This window comes from Herbaspirillum sp. C9C3, from assembly GCF_013359625.1.
Taxonomy (GTDB): domain Bacteria; phylum Pseudomonadota; class Gammaproteobacteria; order Burkholderiales; family Burkholderiaceae_D; genus Herbaspirillum.
Genome location: NZ_JABFMQ010000008.1, coordinates 188,580 through 208,228, shown reverse-complemented (window position 1 = coordinate 208,228; position 19,649 = coordinate 188,580). Strand labels below are relative to the sequence as shown.

Genomic DNA, 19,649 nt, shown 5'->3' with positions numbered 1-19,649 from the left:
GAGGAGAACATCATGTGGTATTTCGCCTGGATACTCGGCATCGGCCTGGCACTGGCCTTCGGCATCATCAACGTCATGTGGCTGGAAGCCAACTATGCCTTCGGCCGTCGCAAGGCCGAGGAAACCCACGAACGCTTCGCCAGCGCCCGTGCGGCGGAAAAGCAGCGGCGCAACGGCAGGTAAGTTCGCGTGATCGTGTAATCCCGCGAGCAAGGCCGGCAGCGTCGCTGCCGGCTTTTTTTCAACTTGCCTGGAGATCATCATGCCCGCCTCCCCTGCCCCGCACGCCGAAGAAGTCGCCCCCGCAGCCCGTCACTGGGCACTGCTGCCGGGTGCCGGTTTCGCCGACAGCTACCGCATCCGCCTCACGCCGCAACTGGCGCAATTGAACAGCACCGAGATCGCCGAACGCATGATGGCCTCGCAGCCGGCCTGGATCAGCGCCTTGATGCAGTTGCGCGACCGCCTGGTGGCACCGCTGGGTCTCAAGCGCGCCGGCGACCATGGCGCGCCGGCGGGTTTTCCGCTGCTGCTGGCCGAACCGGCGCGCGTGGTCATGGGGCTCGATGACAGCCATCTGGATTTCCGTCTGTGCGTGGAAAAATCTCCGGACACGGCGGCGCAGGCCGCAGACGATCAGTGGCTCATCGTGACCACCGTCGTGCGCACCAAGCGCTGGATGGGCAAACTCTACCTGGCCGCGATCATGCCCTTTCATCGCTGCATCGCGCGTACCTTGCTGCAAGGCTTGTTGCGCCACGAACATCGGGCCTGCTGAAACACCTTCCAACGCAACAACGCCGCGGCGACCTCAGGGACGCAGCGGCGTTTTCTTTCAGACTGACCAGCGCAGGCAGGAGCCGTATCGGCCCCGCCTCCCCTGAAGGCATTACACCAGGTTCAGGGTCACGTTGATGTTGTCGCGGGTGGCGTTGGAGTACGGGCACACCTGGTGTGCCTTGTTCACCAGATCCTGCGCCACGGCACGGTCCACGCCCGGCAGCGAGATGTTCAGTTCGGCTTCGATGCCGAAACCTTGCGGAATCTGGCCGATGCCGACCTTGCCGGTGATGCTGGCGTCCGCAGGCAGGGCCACCTTGGCCTGGCCGGCGACGAACTTGAGCGCGCCCAGGAAGCAAGCCGAGTAACCGGCGGCGAACAGTTGTTCCGGGTTGGTGCCGTTACCACCGGCGCCGCCCAATTCCTTGGGGGTGGACAGCTTGACGTCCAGGACGCCGTCGGAGGACTTGGCCGAACCTTCACGGCCGCCAGTGGCGGTAGCGGTGGCGGTGTAGAGGGCTTTTTCGATCTTGTTCGAGGGCATGGTATTTCCTTTCAAAGTTCAGGTTGTCGTCACCCTTGCGGGTTTCGTTTGAGGGGTGGGATGTCGAAAGATTCGCTTTCGTTCTTTCGTTCATCACCGGCTTGCCAGATTGTCTTGCTGCTTCACTTCCAATGCTGCGGTGCTGCGTTCTTGCGACCTTCCCTGCGGCGGCGTCAACGATATAAATAATTAACTATATTATTGCGCACAATATAAACCACAAAGCTTGTTACATTTTCATTCATTTTCAGCGTCGACCAGGCCCTTGCGGACCTGCTTCAATTCCACCACCAGCGCCTTGATCCGGTCCAGCGCGGGCAGCATGCAGCTCATCTGCTGCGGGACGGCCTTGGCCTTTTCCCGCAGGGCGCGACCGGCCTCGCTCAGGCTCACGACCACCCGGCGCTCATCGCCGGCATCGCGATTGCGGTGAAGCAAACCCATGCTTTCCATGCGCTTGAGCAGGGGGGTCAGCGTACCAGAATCCAGAAACAGACGCGTGCCCAGCTCCGAGACGGTGATGCCATCCCTTTCCCACAGCACCAGCATCACCAGATATTGCGGATAGGTGATCTCCAGCGGGGCCAGGATCTGCTTGTACGCCTTGGTCATGGCCAGCGACGCCGAATACATCGCGAAACACAGCTGATTGTCCAGAAGCAGGGCTTCGTCCATCAGTGCGTCGGGGAGATTCGTTGTCTGCGTCTTGTCCATGTGCTGCATATTAAACTGCTCAAAATTGAATTGCAAGCTATTTAATTTGAAAAAATTTTTCCAACTCGTTCATTTCCCTTCATCCGCCACGCGGCCAAGCCGGTATCATGCGGCCTGCTTCTGCTTTTTTCTGCATATCGATGATTTCCCACCCCAATCCCCTGCGCTCACTGGACCTGTTCTGCAAGGTCGTCGACAACTACGGCGATATCGGCATCTGCTGGCGCCTGGCGCGGCAGCTGGCGCACGAGCACGGGCTGGCGGTGCGGCTGTGGGTGGATGACCTGGTGAGCTTCCGGCGCATCTGGCCCACGGTAGACACGCAGGCGCATGCGCAAGAGCTCAGCGGCGTGACAGTCCTGCACTGGCGTGGCCAGGATGGCCAGTTCACGCCGGACGACGTGGCCGATATCGTCATTGAATTCTTCGGCTGCGAGATTCCGCCCGGCTATGTGGAAGCCATGGCACAGCGCTCGCCCAAACCCGTCTGGTTCAACCTGGAAGGCTTGTCAGCCGAAGCCTGGGTCGAAGGCTGCCACACCCTGCCATCCCCGCATCGCGCGCTGAAGCTGACCAAGTATTTCTTCTTTCCCGGCTTCAATGAGCGCACCGGCGGGCTCAGCTTCGAAGCCGACCTGCAAGCCCGACGGCAGGCCTTCCTGGCCGCGAACGAAGGACCGGCCTTCCTGGCCAGGCTGGGCGTGACACCAGAAGAGGCGCAGGCCTGCAAGGTCTCGCTGTTCTGCTACGACTACGCCCCGATCCCCGAATTGTTTGCGGCCTGGCAAGCTTCGCCGGCCCCCATCACCTGCCTGGTGCCGGAAGGCGTGGGGCGCGCTGCGATCGAGGCCTTCTTTGGCACACCGATGCGCGCCGGCAGGGTGGCGACACAGGGTGCATTGACCGTACGCGTGCTGCCCTTCGTGCCGCAGACGGATTACGACAAACTGTTGTGGAGCTGCGATCTCAATTTCGTGCGGGGTGAAGATTCCTTCGTACGGGCACAATGGGCCGCTCGCCCTTTCATCTGGAACATCTACCACCAGGACAAGAACCTGCACCACACCAAGCTCAATGCCTTCCTGAACATCTATGACCCGGCCACACCGGCCGTAGCCGACCTCAACCGCGCCTGGAACGGCGCCTGTCCGGGTGAGCCGGACTGGCACGCCATCTGGCAAACCCTGCAAACGCAGTTGCCGGCATTGAACGAGCAAGCAGAACAATGGGTACAGAAGATGTTGGCAAATGGCGACTGGATGAACAATTTGCTGAGCTTCGCCGCGCGACTGGCCGCCGAAGACTGGAAGACTGCCGAAAATGGGTTAAAATAGCGGGCTATCGTTTTAACTAACGCAATTTGGAATTCAATCGAACGTGGGCTTGCGGTGAAGTTTTACCAGTGGGCTACTGACAGTTTGAAAAAACCTACTTTTCACGACACATCGCTATGAAATTTGCAAAAGAAATCCGCGTCGGCAACATCATTATGGTCGACAGCAAGCCCATGATCGTCCTGCGCTCGGACGTCAACGGTTCTTCCCGCACCGGTTTCACCTACAAGTGGAAGATGAAGAACCTGCTGACCAACAGCCCGCTGGAAAGCGTCTTCCGTGGCGACGACAAGTTCGACGTCGTGGTGCTGGACAAGAAGCCGGTGACCTACTCCTACTTCGCTGACCCGCTGTTCGTCTTCATGGATGAAGAGTACAACCAGTACGAAATCGAAGGCGAGAACATGGGCGACGCCATCGGTTACCTGAAGGATGGCATGCAGTGCGAAGCCGTCTTCTACGAAGGCAAGGCCATCTCGGTCGAAATGCCGACCACCATCGTGCGCAAGGTTGCCTACTCGGAACCGGCCGTCAAGGGCAACACCTCGGGCAACGTCCTGAAGGAAGCCAAGATCGAAAACGCCATCGAAGCCAACCAGATCACCGTGATGGTGCCGCTGTTCGTGAGCCAGGATGACGACATCGAAATCGACACCCGCACCAACGAATACAAGAAGGTCGTGCGCGGCTGATCATTGCCGGTGCCAATAAAAAACGCTGCCTGGTGCAGCGTTTTTTTATGCCTGTTGTCCGGGCAGCAAATGAAGCGCCGAGCTCACCCTCCACTCCTCACCCGCGCCAGATCCCGCGCCGCCGCCTGCCCTTGTGCACTGGCCCAGAAAGCCTTGTCGGCCGCCTGCAGGCGCTGGGCGGAATTCTCCATGTGACGCAAGGCCGCCGCCCGGGCGGCCTCGGCATTGCCGTCGCTGATGGCTTGCGCCAGCGCCGCATGTTCGGCGCGCACCTGCTGCACGAACTCGCTGCTGCGCGCCTCGTTCATGCGCGCCACCCGGATGGCGGCGTGCAGGAACTGGCTCAGGAACTGCACCAGCGAGGTGTAGAGCGGATTGTGCGAGGCATTGGAAATGGCGGCATGGAAGGCAAAATCTTCCTGCACGCCATCGCGCCCCGCCGCTGCTGCCGTATCGATGTCCTGCAAGGCTTGCCGGATCGCCAGGTTCTGCGCCCGCGTGCGGCGCTGCGCCGCCAGGGCCGCCATCTCTCCTTCCACCCCGCGCCGCAGCTCGATGACCCGCAACACCGCCTGGATGGAGTCGCGGCCGTCATCCACCTTCAGATCCAGCCGGAAGGGCGTGGCCTGCGTGACCGGTAGCACCACCGTGCCACTGCCCCGGCGCGAGCCGACCAGTCCTTCCGACTTCAACCGTGAAATGGCTTCGCGGATCACCGTGCGGCTCACCGAAAATCGTTCAGTCAACTCCATCTCCGAAGGCAAGCGTGCATCAGGGGCAAATTCCCCGCTGCGAATCTGCTGCGCCAGCACGCTGGTGACATGGTCGGCCAGCGTGGTCTTGCCACGCGCGGCCGTCGCCATCGAGCCAAGGGCCGACGCCTGCGGCCTGGAGGAGGATGAAGTCTTCATGGCGCGCATGATACCGCGCAGGCATGGGCTTTTGTGACTTACGCTTCATATTCTCAAAGTTGTATTACAACTTCCGCTATAATGCGCAGCACGGGTTTCGCTCAAGCGTTCATATCCCCCTATTCCGACGACAGATCACGAGGAGAACACATGCACATCGTCATCACCGGCGGCGCCGGTTTCCTGGGTAGCCGACTGGCGCGCCAGCTGCTGCAGCGCGGCACACTGACCGGCCGCGACGGCCAGCCGCAAGCCATCAAGCGCATCACCCTGCTGGATGTGGTACCGGCCCAGGGATTCAATGATCCGCGCATTGAAGCCGTCACCGGCGACATCGCCGACGCTGCCGTGATCGAGCGGGTCATCACGCCCGAAACGCAGTCCATCTTCCACCTGGCCGCCATCGTCAGCGGCCACGCCGAGGCCGATTTCGACCTGGGCATGAAGATCAACTTCGACGCCACCCGCGTCATCCTCGAGCGCGCCCGCGCCCTGGGCACCAAGCCGCGCGTGGTCTTTACCAGCTCGGTGGCGGTATTCGGCGGCGAGCTGCCGGCCGTGGTCCCGGACAACACCCTGCTGATGCCGCAGAGCTCCTACGGCGCACAGAAGGTCATGGGCGAACTGCTGGTGCAGGATTATTCGCGCAAGGGTTTCATCGATGGCCGGGCGCTGCGCATGCCGACCATTTCGGTGCGTCCGGGCGCGCCCAACAAGGCGGCTTCCAGCTTCGCCTCGGGCATCATCCGCGAACCGCTCAATGGCCAGCCCTCGGTCTGCCCGGTCACGCCCGATACCCGCATGTGGCTGATGTCGCCGCGCCAGGCCATCGCCAACCTGATCCATGGTCATGAAATCAATGGCGCCGACCTCGGTCTGGCCCGCTTCCTCTCCATCGACGGCTTGTGCGTGACCGTCAGGGAGATGGTCGATGCCCTCGAACAAGTGGCCGGCAAGGAGGTGGCGCAACTGATCGAGTGGAAGGAAGACGAAGCCATCAAACGCATCGTCAACTCCTGGCCCGGCGCCTTCGAAGCCAAGCGCGCCAAGGCGCTGGGCTTTACGGCCGATGCCAGCTTCGCCGACATCATCCGTGCCCACATCGAGGATGAAGTGAAGAAATAAGCTGCACATCCGCATGCAGAAAAAGGAAGGGACGGCCCCGCAAGCGGCCGTCCCTTTTTTCTGCCTGCGGGTGTTGGCCTTACTTCGCCTTGCCCAGCATGTTGAAGATGCTGGAGAAGTCCAGCTTGCCGGCACCGTTCATGCTGTGGATGTCGTAGAGGTTGCGGGCGGTAGAGCCCAGCGGAATGGCGCAGTTGGTTGCCAGCGCATTTTCCACCGCCAGACCCAGATCCTTCAACATCAGGTCCACGCCGAAACCGCCGGCATAGTCCTTGGAGGCAGGTGCCGTTTCCATCACACCGGGGCAAGGGTTGTAGACTTCCAGCGCCCAGTTGCGTCCAGAGCTCTTGGACATGATTTCCGAGAGCACCTTGGGATCCATGCCGTTGGCCATGCCCAGGCGGATGGCTTCGGACGTACCGATCATCAGGATGCCCAGCAGCATGTTGTTGCAGACCTTGACGGTCTGGCCGCTGCCGCTGTCCCCTGCGTGATAGATCGCTTTCCCCATCTTTTGCAGATAAGGCTGGGCCGCCTCGAAGGCTTGCCGGCTGCCGCCCACCATGAAGGTCAGTGTGCCTGCCGTGGCGCCATTGGTCCCCCCCGAGACCGGTGCATCGAGCATCTCGAAGCCGCGCGCCCCGGCCGCTGCCGCCACCTTGCGCGCCGCTTCCGGCGCGATGGTGGAGCAGTCGATCAGCAGCGCCCCCGGCTTGGCCGAGGCCAGTACGCCAGCCTCGCCCAGGTAGAGGGACTCCACATGCCGGCTGGCCGGCAGCATGGTGATGACGACGTCGGCCTTGGCCACCGCTGCCATGGAATCGGCTTCGGTCTTGCCCCCGCTTGCCACCAGCTTGTCCACACTGGCCTTGACCAGGTCATGTCCACTGACCGAGAAACCGGCCCGGACCAGGTTCTGCGCCATCGGCAAACCCATGTTGCCCAGGCCGATGAAGACTATGTTGGCGCTCATGCTGCTCTCCTTACTTCAGGGTGATGGTGGTGTTGACCTGACCGGCCTCTTCGTCGGGCGCATACCAGCGCGCGGTGACGGTCTTGGTCTGGGTCCAGAAGGTGACGGCCTGCTTGCCGTTGGGGCCGAGGTCGCCCAGCTTGGAAGCGCGCGAACCAGTGAAGCTGAAATAGGCCACCGGCACGGGAATAGGCACGTTGATGCCAACCTGACCGACGTCGATCTCGTTCTGGAACTTGCGCGCGGCATAGCCCGAGCTGGTGAAGATGGAAGTACCGTTCCCATTGGGATTGGCATTGATGAAGGCAATGGCTTCATCCAACGTTTCCAGTTCGACGATGCACATGGCCGGGCCGAAGATTTCCTGGGTGTAGATATCCATCTCCGGCTTGACGCCAGTGAAGACGGTCGGACCGACGAAATTGCCGTTCTCGCTGCCGGCCACCTTGCAGTTGCGGCCGTCGAGCAGCAGCTTGGCACCCTGCTCCACGCCGCTGACGATGAGGCGTTCGACACGTTCCTTGGCCGCCTTGGAAACCAGCGGGCCGACATCGGCCTTGCGGTCGGTGCCGGGGCCGACCTTCATGGCCTTGGAGCGTTCCACGATTTCCGGAATCCATTCACGCGTCTGGCCCACCAGCACCACCACCGAGTTCGCCATGCAGCGCTGGCCCGCCGCACCGAAGGCCGCGCCCAGCAGGTTGTTGATGGCCTGATCCTTGGGCGCATCGGGCAGCACGATGCAGTGGTTCTTGGCACCCATCATGCACTGGGCGCGCTTGCCGGCCTCGCTGGCGCGACGGTAGATGTGGGTACCGACATGGGTCGAACCGATGAAGGAGACCGCCTTGATATCAGGATGGTCGCAGATCATGTTGGCCACGTCCGGGCCGCCATGCACCACGTTCAATACGCCCGGCGGCAGGCCGGCCTGGTTGGCCAGTTCGACCAGGAACAGCGACGAGGTCGGATCCTGCTCGGAGGGCTTCAACACGAAGGTATTGCCGCAGGCCACGGCGATGGGGAACATGAAGCAAGGCAGCATCACCGGGAAGTTGAAGGCAGTGATGCCAGCGCCCACGCCCAGCGGCTGGTAGAGCGTATAGACGTCCACGCCACCGGCCACGTTCTCGGCCAACTCGCCCAGTTGCAGCGAGGTGATCGAGCAGGCGTGCTCCACCACTTCCAAGCCGCGCATGACTTCACCTTCGGCGTCCGGCAGGGTCTTGCCGTGTTCGCGGGTGATCAGTTCAGCCAGCGGGGCGATGTTCTCGCGCAGCAGTTGCTGGAACTTGAGCATGATGCGCATGCGCTGCGCCAGTGAGGTATTGCGCCAGGTCTTGAAGGTTTCCTTGGCGTTGGCCACGGCCCGGTCGACTTCTTCCCTGGTCGCGAAGGGCACGCGCGCCACGACTTCCTGGGTGGCCGGGTTCAATACGTCGCGCCACTCCTTGGAAGTGGACTGCACCTTTTCACCGTTGAGGTACAGGGGAACGTTGGGGATGTTGGCTTGGCTCATTGCGATTTCCATAGTGAAGAGGTGGGGAGAGCAAGGCCGGCAGCACGGCTCCCGGCCACAGGCATTATTGCTTGACCAGCGGGCAGGCCGCGTCCATGGGACGGAAAGCTTGCTGAGCCGGGATCACCGAGAGCAGCTTCAGGTAATCCCACGGGCCCTTGGACTCGGCCGGGGTCTTGACCTGGTACAGGTACATGTCGTGGATCACGCGCCCATCCGGACGAATGGAGGCGTTGCGCATGACGGCATCCGAAATCGGGATTTCGCGCATCTTCTGCGCCACCACCTTCCAGTCGGAGGTCTTGGCGGCTGCACGTGCCTTGAGGAACTGATAGACGCTGGAATACACGCCCGCCTGCACCATGGTCGGCTTGTTGTTCTTGAACTGCGCTTCGAAGCGCTTGGAGAAGGCGCGCGTCTGCTCGTCGTAATCCCAGTAGAAGCCATCGGTATAGACCAGCCCCTGCGCGGCCTCCAGTCCCAGCGCGTGCACATCCGACAGGAACACCAGCAGTGCCACCAGGCGCTGGTCCTTGCCGCCGATGGCAAAGGAGCGTGCCTGCTTGATGGCGTTGACCACATCGGTGCCGCCATCGGCCAGACCGATCACCTGGGCCTTGGAGGCCTGCGCCTGCAGCAGGAAGGAAGAGAAATCGGAAGCATTCAGCGGATGCCGCACCGAGCCCACCACCGTGCCGCCATTGGCCTTGACCACGTCAGCAGCATCCTTTTCCAGCGAGTGACCGAAGGCGTAGTCCACCGTCACGAAGTACCAGGATTTATTGCCCAGCTTGGTCAGCGCCGCCGCCGCACCGGCGGCTTGCGAGTAGGTGTCGAACATCCAGTGAAAGCCATTGGGCGCGCATTCTGCCGTGGTCAGCGCACCGGTGGCCGGGCCGCTGTACATGGCAATGCCGCCCTTGTCCTTGATGAGCTTTTGCACCGCCAGGGCGACCGAGGAATTGGTGAGATCGGCGATGGCCTCGACCTTGTCGCGGTCCAGCCATTCGCGGGCACGGGTGACGCCAACATCCGGCTTGTTCTGGTTGTCCGCCGAGAGGATCTCGATCTTCATCCCCTTGCATTCATTCTTGAGGCAATCCTCCACCGCCATCTTGGCAGCGACCACCGAGCCCTGCCCACCCATGGCCGAATACGGGCCGGACATGTCGGTGAGCACGCCGATCTTGACGGTGTTGGCGTCCTGCGCCAGGGCGGGAATGGCAGTGGCGCCCAGCGATACCGCACAGGCCACGGCCGCAGCCGTGAGGGAACGGCCGAAAGCGTTCTTGGACATCTTGTCTCCTTGATCTTGTGATTGTTGTCGGACCTGCCCGCGTTCATGGACGGCGGGTCTTGCCGTTGTCTCCTGCCTTGCAGCACCTCTCCTCTCTACGCGGGGTGCCGTCACGGCCCCGCTATTCTGCATGTGCGTATTTATCGATACAATAACCACAAAGACAAAACGCTTTTGCATTGATGCAAATCGCAAAACACGGAGAGCACATGCTGGACTGGGACAACCTCAGGATCTTTCTCGAACTCACGCGCAGCCAGGGCCTGGTGGATGCCGCCAAGAAGCTGGGCATCGACCACTCCACCGTATCGCGGCGCATGAAGCGTTTTGAAGAACAGGTCGGCAGCCAGCTGTTTGACCGCAACAATCACGGCTACAAGCTCACCGCGGACGGCTACCGGCTGGTGGAATATGCCGAGCAGGTCGAAAGCACGCTCTACGCCGCCACCGACGAGCTGGGCGGGCATAACAGCAAGCTCTCCGGCCAGGTGCGGCTAGGCGCCACCGAAGGTTTCGGCACCTTCGTGCTGGCGCCGCACATTGCACATTTTTGTGCGCGCAATCCGCACATCACGGTGGACATGCTGCCCATGCCGCGTTTCGTGAATCTGTCCAAGCATGAAGCCGACATCAGCGTCTCGATCGAGCGGCCCTTGTCGGGTAATTACGTGGTCACAAAACTGTCCGACTATGTTCTGAAGCTTTATGCTTCACGTGACTACCTGGCGCAACACCCGCCCATTCATACCGTGGATGACCTGGCGCAACACAACTTCATCGGCTACATCGATGATCTGGTCTTCAGTGAAGAATTGCGCTACAAGGATACGGTGGCGCCGGACGCCTTCCGGGCCTTTCGCAGCACCAGCGTGGTGGCGCAATACACGGCGGCCTGTGCCGGCCGGGCGCTGGCCATCCTGCCCTGCTTCCTGGCCCAGCAGTCCGAAGAGCTGGTGCCTGTGCTGCCGGAGCAGATCGCCATCACGCGCACCTTCTGGCTGGTGGCCTCCAGCGAACAACGCCATGTGGCGCGGGTGTCGGCCCTGTGGAGCTACCTGCGCGAGTGCGTGGAACTGAACCGCGACTTCCTGATGGGCCAGTCGCGTCGGATGCGCTGGCTGGAGTGAGACTGGCGGCCTGCCCATCCGCAACGAAATGTGTTTCAACCCGGCCGCCCGGCTCCTCCCCGCGCTGGCGGCCTTATCCCAAGGAGATGACAATGGCTGCAAAGAAGATCCTGCTCTTGACCGGTGATTTCGCCGAGGATTATGAAACCATGGTGCCCTTCCAGGCCCTGCAGATGGTCGGCCACACTGTTCATGCGGTCTGCCCCGGCAAGAAAGCCGGTGACAAGGTGAAGACCGCGATCCACGATTTCGAAGGCGACCAGACCTATACCGAAAAGCCGGGCCACCAGTTCGCCCTCAACGCCAGCTTCGATGAGGTCAGCGCTGCCGCCTACGATGCCCTGGTGGTGGCCGGTGGCCGCGCCCCGGAATACCTGCGCCTGAACCCCAAGGTGATCGAACTGGTGCAAGCCTTCGCCAAGGCCGACAAGCCCATCGCGGCGGTCTGTCACGGCCCGCAGGTGCTGGCGGCGGCCGGTGTGCTGGAAGGCAAGAAGGTGTCGGCCTATCCGGCTTGCGCCCCGGAAGTGAAGCTGGCCGGTGGTCAGTTCGCCGATATCGCCGTGGATGCGGCCATCACCGATGGCAAGCTGGTCACGGCACCGGCGTGGCCGGCGCATCCGGCCTGGCTGGCGCAGTTCCTGCAGGTGCTGGGCACGCGCATCGAACTGTAAGGCCTGGCGCCTCAAGCGGGGAGCGGCTGCCAAGGGTGGGCGGCTCCCCGCAAACCCGCTGATTTTGCTTGTTTCTTCATTTACCCTTCGCAGTTTTCCCCTTTTTTTCCTGCTGGCCCACAATATGCCCCGAGATCAACCGTCTTCAGGGTATGCAGCCCATTTCCACCCTCTCCCCGATGAGCGACCAGGACCGCGAGATCACCGCCACCGTCATGCGCGAGCGTAGCCGGCTGGGCGGTTTCATCCGCCGTCGGGTAGCCGACGCCGGTGAGGCCGAAGACATCCTGCAGGAAGTGTTCTACGAGTTCGTCCAGGCCTATCGCCTGCCGGAACCCATCGAGCAAGTCAGCGCTTGGCTGTTCCGGGTGGCACGCAACCGCATCATCGACCGCTTCCGCAAGAAGAAGGAAGAGCCGCTGCCCGAGGCGCACGACATCGAGGAAGTCGACGGCGCCGAAGATGCCTGGCGGCTGGACTTGGTCCTGCCGGCCAGCGATGGCGGGCCCGAAGCGGCCTATGCCCGTGCGGCGCTGATCGAAGCCTTGCAGGCGGCGCTGGACGAATTGCCGGAGGCGCAGCGCGAAGTCTTCATCGCGCACGAACTTGATGGCCTCAGCTTCAAGGAAATGGCTGCTGCCAGTGGTACCAGCTTGAATACCCTGCTGGCGCGCAAGCGCTACGCAGTCCTGCATTTGCGTGAACGCTTGCAGGCGGTTTATGACGAATTGGAGATGTAATGGATCAGAACGAGATGCCTCAAAATCCCCCTGCCCCGGCACGCCGCGATCGTGGCTTCCGTGGCGGGCGGGACCCGCGCCGCTGGGGCGTGAAGCTGCTGCTGTGCCTGCTGTGCGTGCCCCTGCTGGGTGTGGTGGTGATGCTGCTGTGGAACTGGGTGATGCCGCCGATCTTCCCGGGCGTGGCCGAGATCGGCTTCTGGCGGGCGCTGGGATTGCTGGTGCTGTGCCGGGTGCTGTTCGGCGGCTTTCGCGGGCGGCATGGCGGCTGGCATGAGAAGCGCCGCTTCATGCGCGCTCGCTGGGAAGCGATGACGCCTGAGGAACGCGAACGCTGCCAGCTGCGCAGCCGCATGTTCTGCCGCCAGGAGCGCAAGTGAAGGAAAACGCCCTCCCTGGCTGAACGCCATCAACCCAGGGCCGAGGGCTGGGGCGCGATGTTCCAGTCGCGCTCCTGCAAGCCGATCGAGGTGAAGGGATCGACCAGGGTACCGGCCACCATCCGGGCCAGCAGTTGCGGTGCAGGCGGCACCACCGACAAGCGCGCCGCCAATTGGTCGCGCACCCATGGCAACCACACCGAATCGGACTGGTAGAACGGCGTGAACATGGCCGACATCGCCTGGAAGGTCCGCACGTGGCGGCGTCGCGAGGCGGCATAGCGCGGCAGCGCCTGCTCCGGCGTATCGGACTGCTGCAGGGCATGAATCAGCGCCCGTGCATCAAGCAAGGCCATGTTGGCCCCCTGCCCCAACTGCGGGCTGGTGGAGTGGGCGGCATCACCAATGATGGCCAGCCGCTGTCCATACGGCGCAGGCAAGGTGTGATGGCCGTAGCGCGCCAGCGTCATCTGCTCGAAGCCATCGATCTGGGCCAGATAGGGATCACATTCCGGCCACAGCGCATGAATTCCCTGCTTCCATGCTTCCAGCCCCCGTTGCTTGAGCTGCTCCACCTGGTCCGGCTTGGTACTCCAGAAGAAGGCCACCATGGGATCATCCTGCTGCCTCGGACGACCAATGGGCAGCACTCCGATCATGGTGCTGGCGCGGCGATAGCGCTGCACCAGTGAATTGACACCGAACGACAGACCCGGCTGGGCGCGCAAGGAAACCCAGAAGGCGCCATAGGGCAGGCGCTTGGGCTCGCAGGTATTGAGCGCGTAGCGGCGCAGCAGAGAACGGGCACCGCTGGCATCGATGACCAGATCGAAGGGGCCGATGCGGCGGCCGTCCGCAGTCGTGAGGCTGGCACCGGCGCTGCCCTGCTCGAGACCGTTGATCTCATGGCCGGTTTCGGCTTCGATCCCTTCCCTCTGCGCCGCCTCCTGCAGGACACCGAACAGGGCCGCACGATGGACCGCAATGCCATAGCGTCCACCGCGCACGGCGTCATATCGCACATCCAGCACCGTCTTGCCGCTGAGGGCGTCGGCCCCGTAGAGGCGGTCGATGCGCTGGCCCAGCGCGGCGATGCGCGAGAACAGGCCCAGGTCTTCGAGCACCGTCAGTCCGGTGGGCTGCAGGATCAGGCCGGAACCCGCCGGTGCGGCCGTGACGAAGCGTTCCAGCAAGGTGACGCGATGGCCGGCGCGCTTGAGATAGAGCGCCATGGCCAAGCCGGCCGGGCCGGCACCGGCGATGGCTACGTGCAAAGACTTCATGCTTATCCTGCCGAAGATGAAGCGCGCGTCCAGGCGGGCGCCTCTTTTTCGAGGAAGGCGCGCAGGCCTTCGCGTCCCTCCGGGGAGGCACGCAGGTCGGCGATGACGCCGGCCGTATATTCCGCCAGTTCGGGCGTAACCTGCAGCGGATTGGCCACCTGTACCAGTTGCTTGGCGGCGCGCATCGCCTGCGGTCCGTTGGCCAGCAAGGTATCGATCACTTGCAGGACCTTGGCATCCAGTTCCTGGGCCATCACCACTTCATGCACCAGGCCGATGGCGGCGGCGCGAATGGCCGAGAAACGCTCGCCCGAGACGAAGAAGCGGCGCGCCTGCGATACGCCCATCTTGGCGATCACGTAGGGGCTGATGGCGGCCGGAGCCAAGCCCAGCTTGACTTCGGAAAGTGCAAAGAAAGCCGCCTCGGAAGCTACCACGATGTCGCAGCACGAGACCAGGCCAACACCGCCGCCCATGACCGCGCCCTGGACCTTGGCTACCGTCGGCGCCGGGAAGCTGTTGAGGGTTTCCATCAGCAGTGCCAGCTTGCGGGCATCGTGCAGATTGTCCTCGCGCGAGGCATCGGCCATGCGGCGCATCCAGGCCAGGTCGGCGCCGGCGGAGAAGGACTTGCCGGTGGAGGCCAGCAGCAGGACGCGAGTGCGTTTGTCGTCTCGCGCCTCGTTGATGAGGTCGATCAGGCGGGCGATCAGCTGATCGTCGAAAGCATTGTGGACATCAGGGCGATTGAGGGTCAACGTGGCCAGGCCACGAGGGTCGATGTCGAGATGGGCGGCTGCGGTCATTTTCGCTCCTGCGATCAGTGGGGTCCTGCAACGAGATTGAAAACAGAGGTGCGGTGGAGGATAGCGCAAAATTCCTGCGGCAAGTGTTACGGGGAAGACAAACACCGACTGGCTGGTCTGGAAAAAATGATGCTGTCGGGGAGCGTTCGAGGGATCGTTGCGCTACCGACGTCCAACGCTGGACAGGATTTCTGCTGGCCATTTCGGCTTGCTCTTGAGGTGATAGCAGACCCAGCCCAGCAAGCCATAAGGAATCGTGAACCACAAGAAACAAAGCGCAAACAACTGCGCCAGCAACATGAGGAAAGTGAACGGATAGCGTCCCGGACCAATCAGCGGCTGGCTCCAGCACAATGCGCGCAACAGGGAGCTCCCGTGGGGAACGTAGACCTGCTCGCCCTCGTTGAGCAGCGGGCCCTCATGCTGCATGAAGCGACGGATGTGTTCCCATTGATTCAGCAGCAATTGCACCGCCAGCGAAGACACCGTACCGCCCAAGGGGAATTGCGCGATCACCGTGTCATCTTTCGGGCCCTTGATGACTGCGCAGTGTAGTGAAGCGAGAACTTGCGTGTGGTTTTTCGTGACGACGCGCGAGCGACAGACTTGAACTCTCGTGCAAGACCAGTCATAGGACTGGATGTCATATTTGCCTCCGCCCCATAACGGCAGGAGGCTGAAGAGCGAGGTCTTGTCAGTGAAGACATGGACCTTGCCGGCTGCGCGGTCGAAGAGAACTGGAGCGTAGCGGTAGCCGGATATCTCAAGCCGCACGGCGCACCATATCATGAGGCCCAAGATGCACATCAAAAAGAGTCTTATAAAATCCCAAAATATATCTATCTTTCCGTTGACGAGACCGGTGAAAGTCACGGAGAAAAGAAAAACAAAACCTACCGACGAGAATAGAGCGCTAAACATCATCAACCCCGTAATAGACGCGCCTCCATCCGCGTAAGCCAATCCATGCGGATGGACTTCCATGATGAAGTTACCGGAATGCGGTGTACGGCTAACACTCAGGCTATGCGGTGGAAGCAAGATGGCTTCATCACCCAGTCCCTTGAATGCCGGATTTGAATTCAATCCAAAAAACACGTCGCTGGCAGGCTCGCCGGTCCAGTGATACAGGACGAATTCGCTTTCATGCGGCAATATATCGAGCGATACGTCGATATCCTCGGCGGTGGACCTTCTGCGTGATTGTCGTTCGCGGCGATGATTTTTCTTCATGATGAGAATCCCGATAGTTAAACGCGTTTGAGTTCAAAGGCATCTTGGGCAAACGGCGCTCGCGGAACTTCCTCATAAAGGCGGTAAGTCAAATGCGCGGACTGCGCTGCGTTCCAGGTTTTAGCATCCAACGGCATCTTGATATCGAAGACATAGCGTCGGCTGTCTGCATCGAGCACCATCAATGCCGACTCTTCCGCCGTTCGGCCAAGATCTTCCGGCAGCAATTGCAAGGTATAGGCGACCCGTGGCGCCTGTCCTTCATGGACAACCTCAATGCGAGCCTGGAGGACGTTATCGCTGAAGTAATTCTTCGACCAGGTCAGAGACGCCTTGACACCGACTGACAGCGACTGAAAACCCTTCATTTCGGCCGCCAATCCGCGCTCGCTCCACGTCAGCATCTCCTCGAGATTTCTCTTATCGAGCGGCTCTTCAGCCGCTGCGAAGCGTGTTTCGGTACGCTCGCTTTTGCCCCAGTAACAGCGTTTCAAGAAGATTTCGTTCAAGTCGTCTTCAAGGCTCTCAGCATATAGAGCAAAGGCAAAACCTGCGATTCCCAAGAGAATCCCAATTCCTGTAGCAGTCGCGGCAGCCATCGTTGCGCTCGCCGCACCGCCCAGTCCGACCACGATGGCTCGTGAAATCACGAATCTCGACACAGTAGCGTTGGCAAAAGCGATAGTGATGCCGCCTGATGCCGAAATAGCAGAGACGCCAAAAAATCCAGCGCTAGCACTGTATGCGTTGGCAGCAGCTCGCTCTCCTCTTGCATTCCTAGAAGAGTATTTTGCTATCGCCGCAACCATATCAAACCCAGAAGCCGCCGCCCCTGCCACCCCCGACAACAGACGCAAAGCGGACGCCGCCATGAGACTGCTGGAAAGCACCAGCTTGTTCCCTGCTCTCCTGATTTCCACCGCCGCTGCAGAAATTCCGAACGCCCCCTCCAACAAACCAGCGGTACTGCCCATCACGGACATGAGCGTATCCACATAGGCATCTCCTTCCTCCTGATCAAGCTTGTTGAGCGCCGCCGTCAGCGCGGCCATCTGCACAGAGGCCAACACCAGCGTGATCTTCCCCTGACGCGACCAGAGCGCCTGTCGGCCGGCCTTGGCCAGGCTGGCCTGCTCGCCCACCAGCTTGAGCGCGGTGGACTTGGGCAACTGGAAGCGCTCAGACAAATGCCCCAGTTGCCCGTCCCCCACGACCTCGACAAGCTGCTCCTGCTGACGCCCGGCATGCGCCTTCAACTCTGCAAGCTTTCGCTCGGTCACCACCACCGGAAAGTACTCGGGCAACTGCAAGCCGCGCGCCTGGTGCTTGGCCAGCTTGCGCAAGGCATCCCGGCTCTGGTGGCGCGTGGTGCGATCGGTACCGACCTTGGTTTCCATGATCATCCCCAGCGAAGCCGGACGCACGCCCTGCACCATCGCATCCAGCGCCTCGCCGATGGGCAGCTTCACTGAGATCGTCACATACCGTTCGGTAGCAGGATTGATCATCATCTCCATGATGGCGGCGGTGCGGACCTGGATGGTGATGACGCGCTGAACCTGACTGACGTTGGCCACCGGTGCGCCCAGTCTGGTCGCCTGCTTGGGGTCCAGCAAGGTAGCCTGCAAATGGACCGCCTGCTCCTGCACCTGCAACAAGCTATGGACATGCGCTTCATGCAGCTTGCGCTGGCCCTGCAATACCTCCTTGATCGCTTCAGGCAACTGGTTGACCAACCCATTGATCTTTTCGCTGACATCCTTGCGCTTCCCGGGGTCGGAGAGGATGGCCTCGTACAGATCCCATGGTTCCAGCATGGCCCGCTCCAGCCAGGTCACGGGGGCCTCCGGGTCTTTGCCATAAGCCCGCGCCAGTTCCCTGGACGAGCTCACTGAAATCGCGCCGCCGCCCCAGGCCTTCTCCACAGCACCCAACCGGTCCAGATATTCGAACACCTGCTGCACGACGCTGCCATAGGCGCTCGACACAGCGGTGAGGGACAGGTTCTGATCGAAGTCATGGCGCAAGGTCACCGCCAGCGAGCCGCTGGTCAGCCAGCGCACATGGTCGCCATCCAACCGGGCGACATACGTCTCCCAGCGCGCCATGCCCGCCCGAAACTCCTGGCGGAATTGATCAAGCTCCTCCATGCGCAACTTGCCCCGGTAACGCTCGATCCGTGAACGGGCGTTTTGTTCGGCAACGGACTCCAGTTTCTGCTCAATCTGCGCCGGCGGCGGTGTGACGCGATAGGTCCCCGGCTTGCTATCGTTGCGCGTGATCTTGGTCCCAAGTGGGTAGTAGGCTTTGCCACTGACCTGCTCCCGGGCGCGGATCTGCTCAAACTCGGCTTCACTGATGATGTGATGGTGGCGGTAGCCGCCAGCCTCTTGAAGTGTCTTCTGGTCGGCCAGCCGGGTGGCGACGACCCAGCTCTCGATCATCTCGACATGCAAGGCCGAGCGCAGTTTCCAGCTGCGCAAGGGATCAAAGCCGGTACCGTCGGGGTGCGGTCCCCCGGCGGCCCAGGCCTTTTGCGATTCCAGCGCACACAGGCGCAGATGATTGTGCTGCTCGATCACGCCCACGTCATCGGGCAGCATCACCAGCAGCGACTTGTTGACGTACAGCGTGGGATGATCCAGTTTCTCGGCGGCGCGCACCGCCTTGTCCATGGCAGCGGCTTGCCCGAGACGCTCTTTGTCCAGCGGCTTGAGCGCAAATTCGAACCCTTTGACGAAGGCGGCGCCACCCTCCTTCACGAAGTCAGCAACGTGTTGTTCCAGATTGGCTGCATTGAGCGGCAGGCATCCAGATTGGGGAAACTCCCCCTGCTTGATCCACTTTGCTGGATAGATCTCGCGGCCACGCAGCGTGCGCAATTTGTCTTTCCTCACTGCTTTGCCGTCTGGCCCCGGCAGATCCACCATGGGATTATCCGCATAACGCTGCAGTACTGGAGGCGACCACAACCGGGGCGTAAAAGCCAGCCATACGCTCTGTACATCCTTGGCACCGTTGATGCTGATCAGAGGCGCTTCCAGATTGGCTGCCCCGCGCGAACAGGTCTTCGGGGCCGCAGCCGTCAGGAAGCCAGTGACCAGCGCTGCATATTGCTTGACGCTGACCTGGTGCATGATCTTGCGAGTCAGACCGTTGCCCATGACTTGCCAGATATCCCAACGCTGGCTCTGCACGAAGTACAGCATCAGGTAGCCGCTGCGAGCCAGGCGCGCCACCGGCACGGTCGCCTCACGCCTGATCCCGGCAAAAACAGGATCAAGCGCGGCTTGCCATTGATAATCGGCACGCTGCAGCGTATTGGCATGCTCCAGCGGTGCGACCGAGGGTGTGACGATGAGCAATTGCAGGTCGGATCGCCGACAGGTCTGACAATTGGCACTCACGCAGAGCGGTGGTGCCCCTGCAGTAGCATTGATTGCATTTCCGATGACCTTTTCGCGGGTCGCGATGGCGGATTCCGTCATGTAGTTTCCTGAGGAGAGAGGCGCAGAAC

19 protein-coding genes are annotated in these 19,649 nt (G+C 61.6%); 9 read left to right on the top strand and 10 right to left on the bottom strand.

The window, feature by feature from the left end:
• A partial coding sequence (gene cydX / locus HNO82_RS10785; protein WP_249776979.1) for a cytochrome bd-I oxidase subunit CydX occupies positions 1-183 on the top strand: 183 nt, incomplete at its 5' end.
• 79 nt (positions 184-262) lie between these two features.
• Positions 263-778: a DUF2867 domain-containing protein gene (locus HNO82_RS10780; RefSeq protein WP_175343698.1), complete on the top strand. Its 516-nt coding sequence runs from the start codon at positions 263-265 to the stop codon at positions 776-778.
• A gap of 111 nt (positions 779-889) precedes the next feature.
• Here the strand turns inward: HNO82_RS10780 and HNO82_RS10775 are convergent, their stop codons facing one another.
• Complete coding sequence (locus tag HNO82_RS10775) at positions 890-1,324, bottom strand: organic hydroperoxide resistance protein (protein ID WP_008330181.1); 435 nt, start codon at positions 1,322-1,324, stop codon at positions 890-892.
• 237 nt (positions 1,325-1,561) lie between these two features.
• The gene (locus tag HNO82_RS10770) at positions 1,562-2,047 is read right to left on the bottom strand and encodes a MarR family winged helix-turn-helix transcriptional regulator (RefSeq protein ID WP_008330183.1); all 486 of its coding nucleotides are present in this window, start codon (positions 2,045-2,047) and stop codon (positions 1,562-1,564) included.
• A 131-nt stretch (positions 2,048-2,178) separates the two neighbouring features.
• On the opposite strand from HNO82_RS10770, the gene earP reads away from it, so the two are divergent.
• Both earP and HNO82_RS10760 read left to right on the top strand, forming a co-directional pair.
• A complete protein-coding gene (gene earP / locus HNO82_RS10765) occupies positions 2,179-3,372 on the top strand; it encodes an elongation factor P maturation arginine rhamnosyltransferase EarP (protein ID WP_175343697.1) in 1,194 nt (397 codons plus the stop codon).
• A gap of 116 nt (positions 3,373-3,488) precedes the next feature.
• Positions 3,489-4,064 carry an elongation factor P gene (locus HNO82_RS10760; RefSeq protein ID WP_008330187.1) on the top strand — a complete coding sequence of 192 codons (576 nt, stop codon included), beginning with the start codon at positions 3,489-3,491 and terminating at the stop codon, positions 4,062-4,064.
• 83 nt (positions 4,065-4,147) lie between these two features.
• Here HNO82_RS10760 and HNO82_RS10755 read toward each other — a convergent pair whose 3' ends face one another.
• Positions 4,148-4,984, bottom strand: a complete 837-nt coding sequence (locus HNO82_RS10755; protein WP_175343696.1) for a FadR/GntR family transcriptional regulator — start codon at positions 4,982-4,984, stop codon at positions 4,148-4,150.
• A gap of 141 nt (positions 4,985-5,125) precedes the next feature.
• On the opposite strand from HNO82_RS10755, the gene denD reads away from it, so the two are divergent.
• Entirely contained in the window at positions 5,126-6,100 is a 975-nt protein-coding gene (gene denD / locus HNO82_RS10750) for a D-erythronate dehydrogenase (protein ID WP_175343695.1), read from the top strand.
• 79 nt (positions 6,101-6,179) lie between these two features.
• Here denD and mmsB read toward each other — a convergent pair whose 3' ends face one another.
• The 3 genes from mmsB to HNO82_RS10735 all read right to left on the bottom strand — a co-directional run bounded on the left by mmsB (position 6,180) and on the right by HNO82_RS10735 (position 9,889).
• On the bottom strand, positions 6,180-7,073 hold the full coding sequence (gene mmsB / locus HNO82_RS10745; protein WP_175343694.1) for a 3-hydroxyisobutyrate dehydrogenase: 894 nt from the start codon (positions 7,071-7,073) through the stop codon (positions 6,180-6,182).
• A gap of 10 nt (positions 7,074-7,083) precedes the next feature.
• Entirely contained in the window at positions 7,084-8,592 is a 1,509-nt protein-coding gene (locus HNO82_RS10740; RefSeq protein ID WP_175343693.1) for a CoA-acylating methylmalonate-semialdehyde dehydrogenase, read from the bottom strand.
• A 64-nt stretch (positions 8,593-8,656) separates the two neighbouring features.
• Entirely contained in the window at positions 8,657-9,889 is a 1,233-nt protein-coding gene (locus HNO82_RS10735) for an ABC transporter substrate-binding protein (RefSeq protein WP_008330194.1), read from the bottom strand.
• Between the two features lie 209 nt (positions 9,890-10,098).
• Between HNO82_RS10735 and HNO82_RS10730 the strand changes: the two genes are divergently transcribed.
• From HNO82_RS10730 to HNO82_RS10715, 4 genes are all read left to right on the top strand, one after another.
• Entirely contained in the window at positions 10,099-11,016 is a 918-nt protein-coding gene (locus tag HNO82_RS10730; protein WP_175343692.1) for a LysR family transcriptional regulator, read from the top strand.
• 92 nt (positions 11,017-11,108) lie between these two features.
• Complete coding sequence (locus HNO82_RS10725) at positions 11,109-11,690, top strand: DJ-1/PfpI family protein (RefSeq protein WP_008330196.1); 582 nt, start codon at positions 11,109-11,111, stop codon at positions 11,688-11,690.
• A 152-nt stretch (positions 11,691-11,842) separates the two neighbouring features.
• Positions 11,843-12,430, top strand: a complete 588-nt coding sequence (locus HNO82_RS10720; RefSeq protein WP_008330198.1) for an RNA polymerase sigma factor — start codon at positions 11,843-11,845, stop codon at positions 12,428-12,430.
• Positions 12,430-12,810, top strand: a complete 381-nt coding sequence (locus HNO82_RS10715; protein WP_175343691.1) for a hypothetical protein — start codon at positions 12,430-12,432, stop codon at positions 12,808-12,810. The genes HNO82_RS10720 and HNO82_RS10715 overlap by 1 nt, the downstream gene beginning before the upstream one ends.
• 29 nt (positions 12,811-12,839) lie before the next feature.
• On the opposite strand, the gene HNO82_RS10710 is transcribed toward HNO82_RS10715, so the two are convergent.
• The 4 genes from HNO82_RS10710 to HNO82_RS10695 all read right to left on the bottom strand — a co-directional run bounded on the left by HNO82_RS10710 (position 12,840) and on the right by HNO82_RS10695 (position 19,620).
• Positions 12,840-14,093, bottom strand: a complete 1,254-nt coding sequence (locus HNO82_RS10710) for an FAD-dependent oxidoreductase (RefSeq protein WP_175343690.1) — start codon at positions 14,091-14,093, stop codon at positions 12,840-12,842.
• A gap of 2 nt (positions 14,094-14,095) precedes the next feature.
• The gene (locus tag HNO82_RS10705; protein ID WP_175343689.1) at positions 14,096-14,899 is read right to left on the bottom strand and encodes an enoyl-CoA hydratase-related protein; all 804 of its coding nucleotides are present in this window, start codon (positions 14,897-14,899) and stop codon (positions 14,096-14,098) included.
• Positions 14,900-15,061: 162 nt separating this feature from the next.
• Entirely contained in the window at positions 15,062-16,132 is a 1,071-nt protein-coding gene (locus HNO82_RS10700) for a DUF6708 domain-containing protein (RefSeq protein ID WP_249776978.1), read from the bottom strand.
• A gap of 17 nt (positions 16,133-16,149) precedes the next feature.
• Positions 16,150-19,620, bottom strand: coding sequence for a T6SS effector BTH_I2691 family protein (locus HNO82_RS10695; protein WP_175343688.1), 3,471 nt, complete (start codon positions 19,618-19,620; stop codon positions 16,150-16,152).
• Positions 19,621-19,649 lie beyond the last annotated feature (29 nt).

Excerpts from the sequence above, each read along its gene's own strand:
- HNO82_RS10780 (WP_175343698.1), top strand. The coding sequence starts at position 263 with ATGCCCGCCTCCCCTGCCCCGCACGCCGAAGAAGTCGCCCCCGCAGCC.
- HNO82_RS10775 (WP_008330181.1), bottom strand. The coding sequence starts at position 1,324 with ATGCCCTCGAACAAGATCGAAAAAGCCCTCTACACCGCCACCGCTACC.
- HNO82_RS10770 (WP_008330183.1), bottom strand. The coding sequence starts at position 2,047 with ATGCAGCACATGGACAAGACGCAGACAACGAATCTCCCCGACGCACTG.
- earP (WP_175343697.1), top strand. The coding sequence starts at position 2,179 with ATGATTTCCCACCCCAATCCCCTGCGCTCACTGGACCTGTTCTGCAAG.
- HNO82_RS10760 (WP_008330187.1), top strand. The coding sequence starts at position 3,489 with ATGAAATTTGCAAAAGAAATCCGCGTCGGCAACATCATTATGGTCGAC.
- HNO82_RS10755 (WP_175343696.1), bottom strand. The coding sequence starts at position 4,984 with ATGCGCGCCATGAAGACTTCATCCTCCTCCAGGCCGCAGGCGTCGGCC.
- denD (WP_175343695.1), top strand. The coding sequence starts at position 5,126 with ATGCACATCGTCATCACCGGCGGCGCCGGTTTCCTGGGTAGCCGACTG.
- mmsB (WP_175343694.1), bottom strand. The coding sequence starts at position 7,073 with ATGAGCGCCAACATAGTCTTCATCGGCCTGGGCAACATGGGTTTGCCG.
- HNO82_RS10740 (WP_175343693.1), bottom strand. The coding sequence starts at position 8,592 with ATGAGCCAAGCCAACATCCCCAACGTTCCCCTGTACCTCAACGGTGAA.
- HNO82_RS10735 (WP_008330194.1), bottom strand. The coding sequence starts at position 9,889 with ATGTCCAAGAACGCTTTCGGCCGTTCCCTCACGGCTGCGGCCGTGGCC.
- HNO82_RS10730 (WP_175343692.1), top strand. The coding sequence starts at position 10,099 with ATGCTGGACTGGGACAACCTCAGGATCTTTCTCGAACTCACGCGCAGC.
- HNO82_RS10725 (WP_008330196.1), top strand. The coding sequence starts at position 11,109 with ATGGCTGCAAAGAAGATCCTGCTCTTGACCGGTGATTTCGCCGAGGAT.
- HNO82_RS10720 (WP_008330198.1), top strand. The coding sequence starts at position 11,843 with ATGCAGCCCATTTCCACCCTCTCCCCGATGAGCGACCAGGACCGCGAG.
- HNO82_RS10715 (WP_175343691.1), top strand. The coding sequence starts at position 12,430 with ATGGATCAGAACGAGATGCCTCAAAATCCCCCTGCCCCGGCACGCCGC.
- HNO82_RS10710 (WP_175343690.1), bottom strand. The coding sequence starts at position 14,093 with ATGAAGTCTTTGCACGTAGCCATCGCCGGTGCCGGCCCGGCCGGCTTG.
- HNO82_RS10705 (WP_175343689.1), bottom strand. The coding sequence starts at position 14,899 with ATGACCGCAGCCGCCCATCTCGACATCGACCCTCGTGGCCTGGCCACG.
- HNO82_RS10700 (WP_249776978.1), bottom strand. The coding sequence starts at position 16,132 with ATGAAGAAAAATCATCGCCGCGAACGACAATCACGCAGAAGGTCCACC.
- HNO82_RS10695 (WP_175343688.1), bottom strand. The coding sequence starts at position 19,620 with ATGACGGAATCCGCCATCGCGACCCGCGAAAAGGTCATCGGAAATGCA.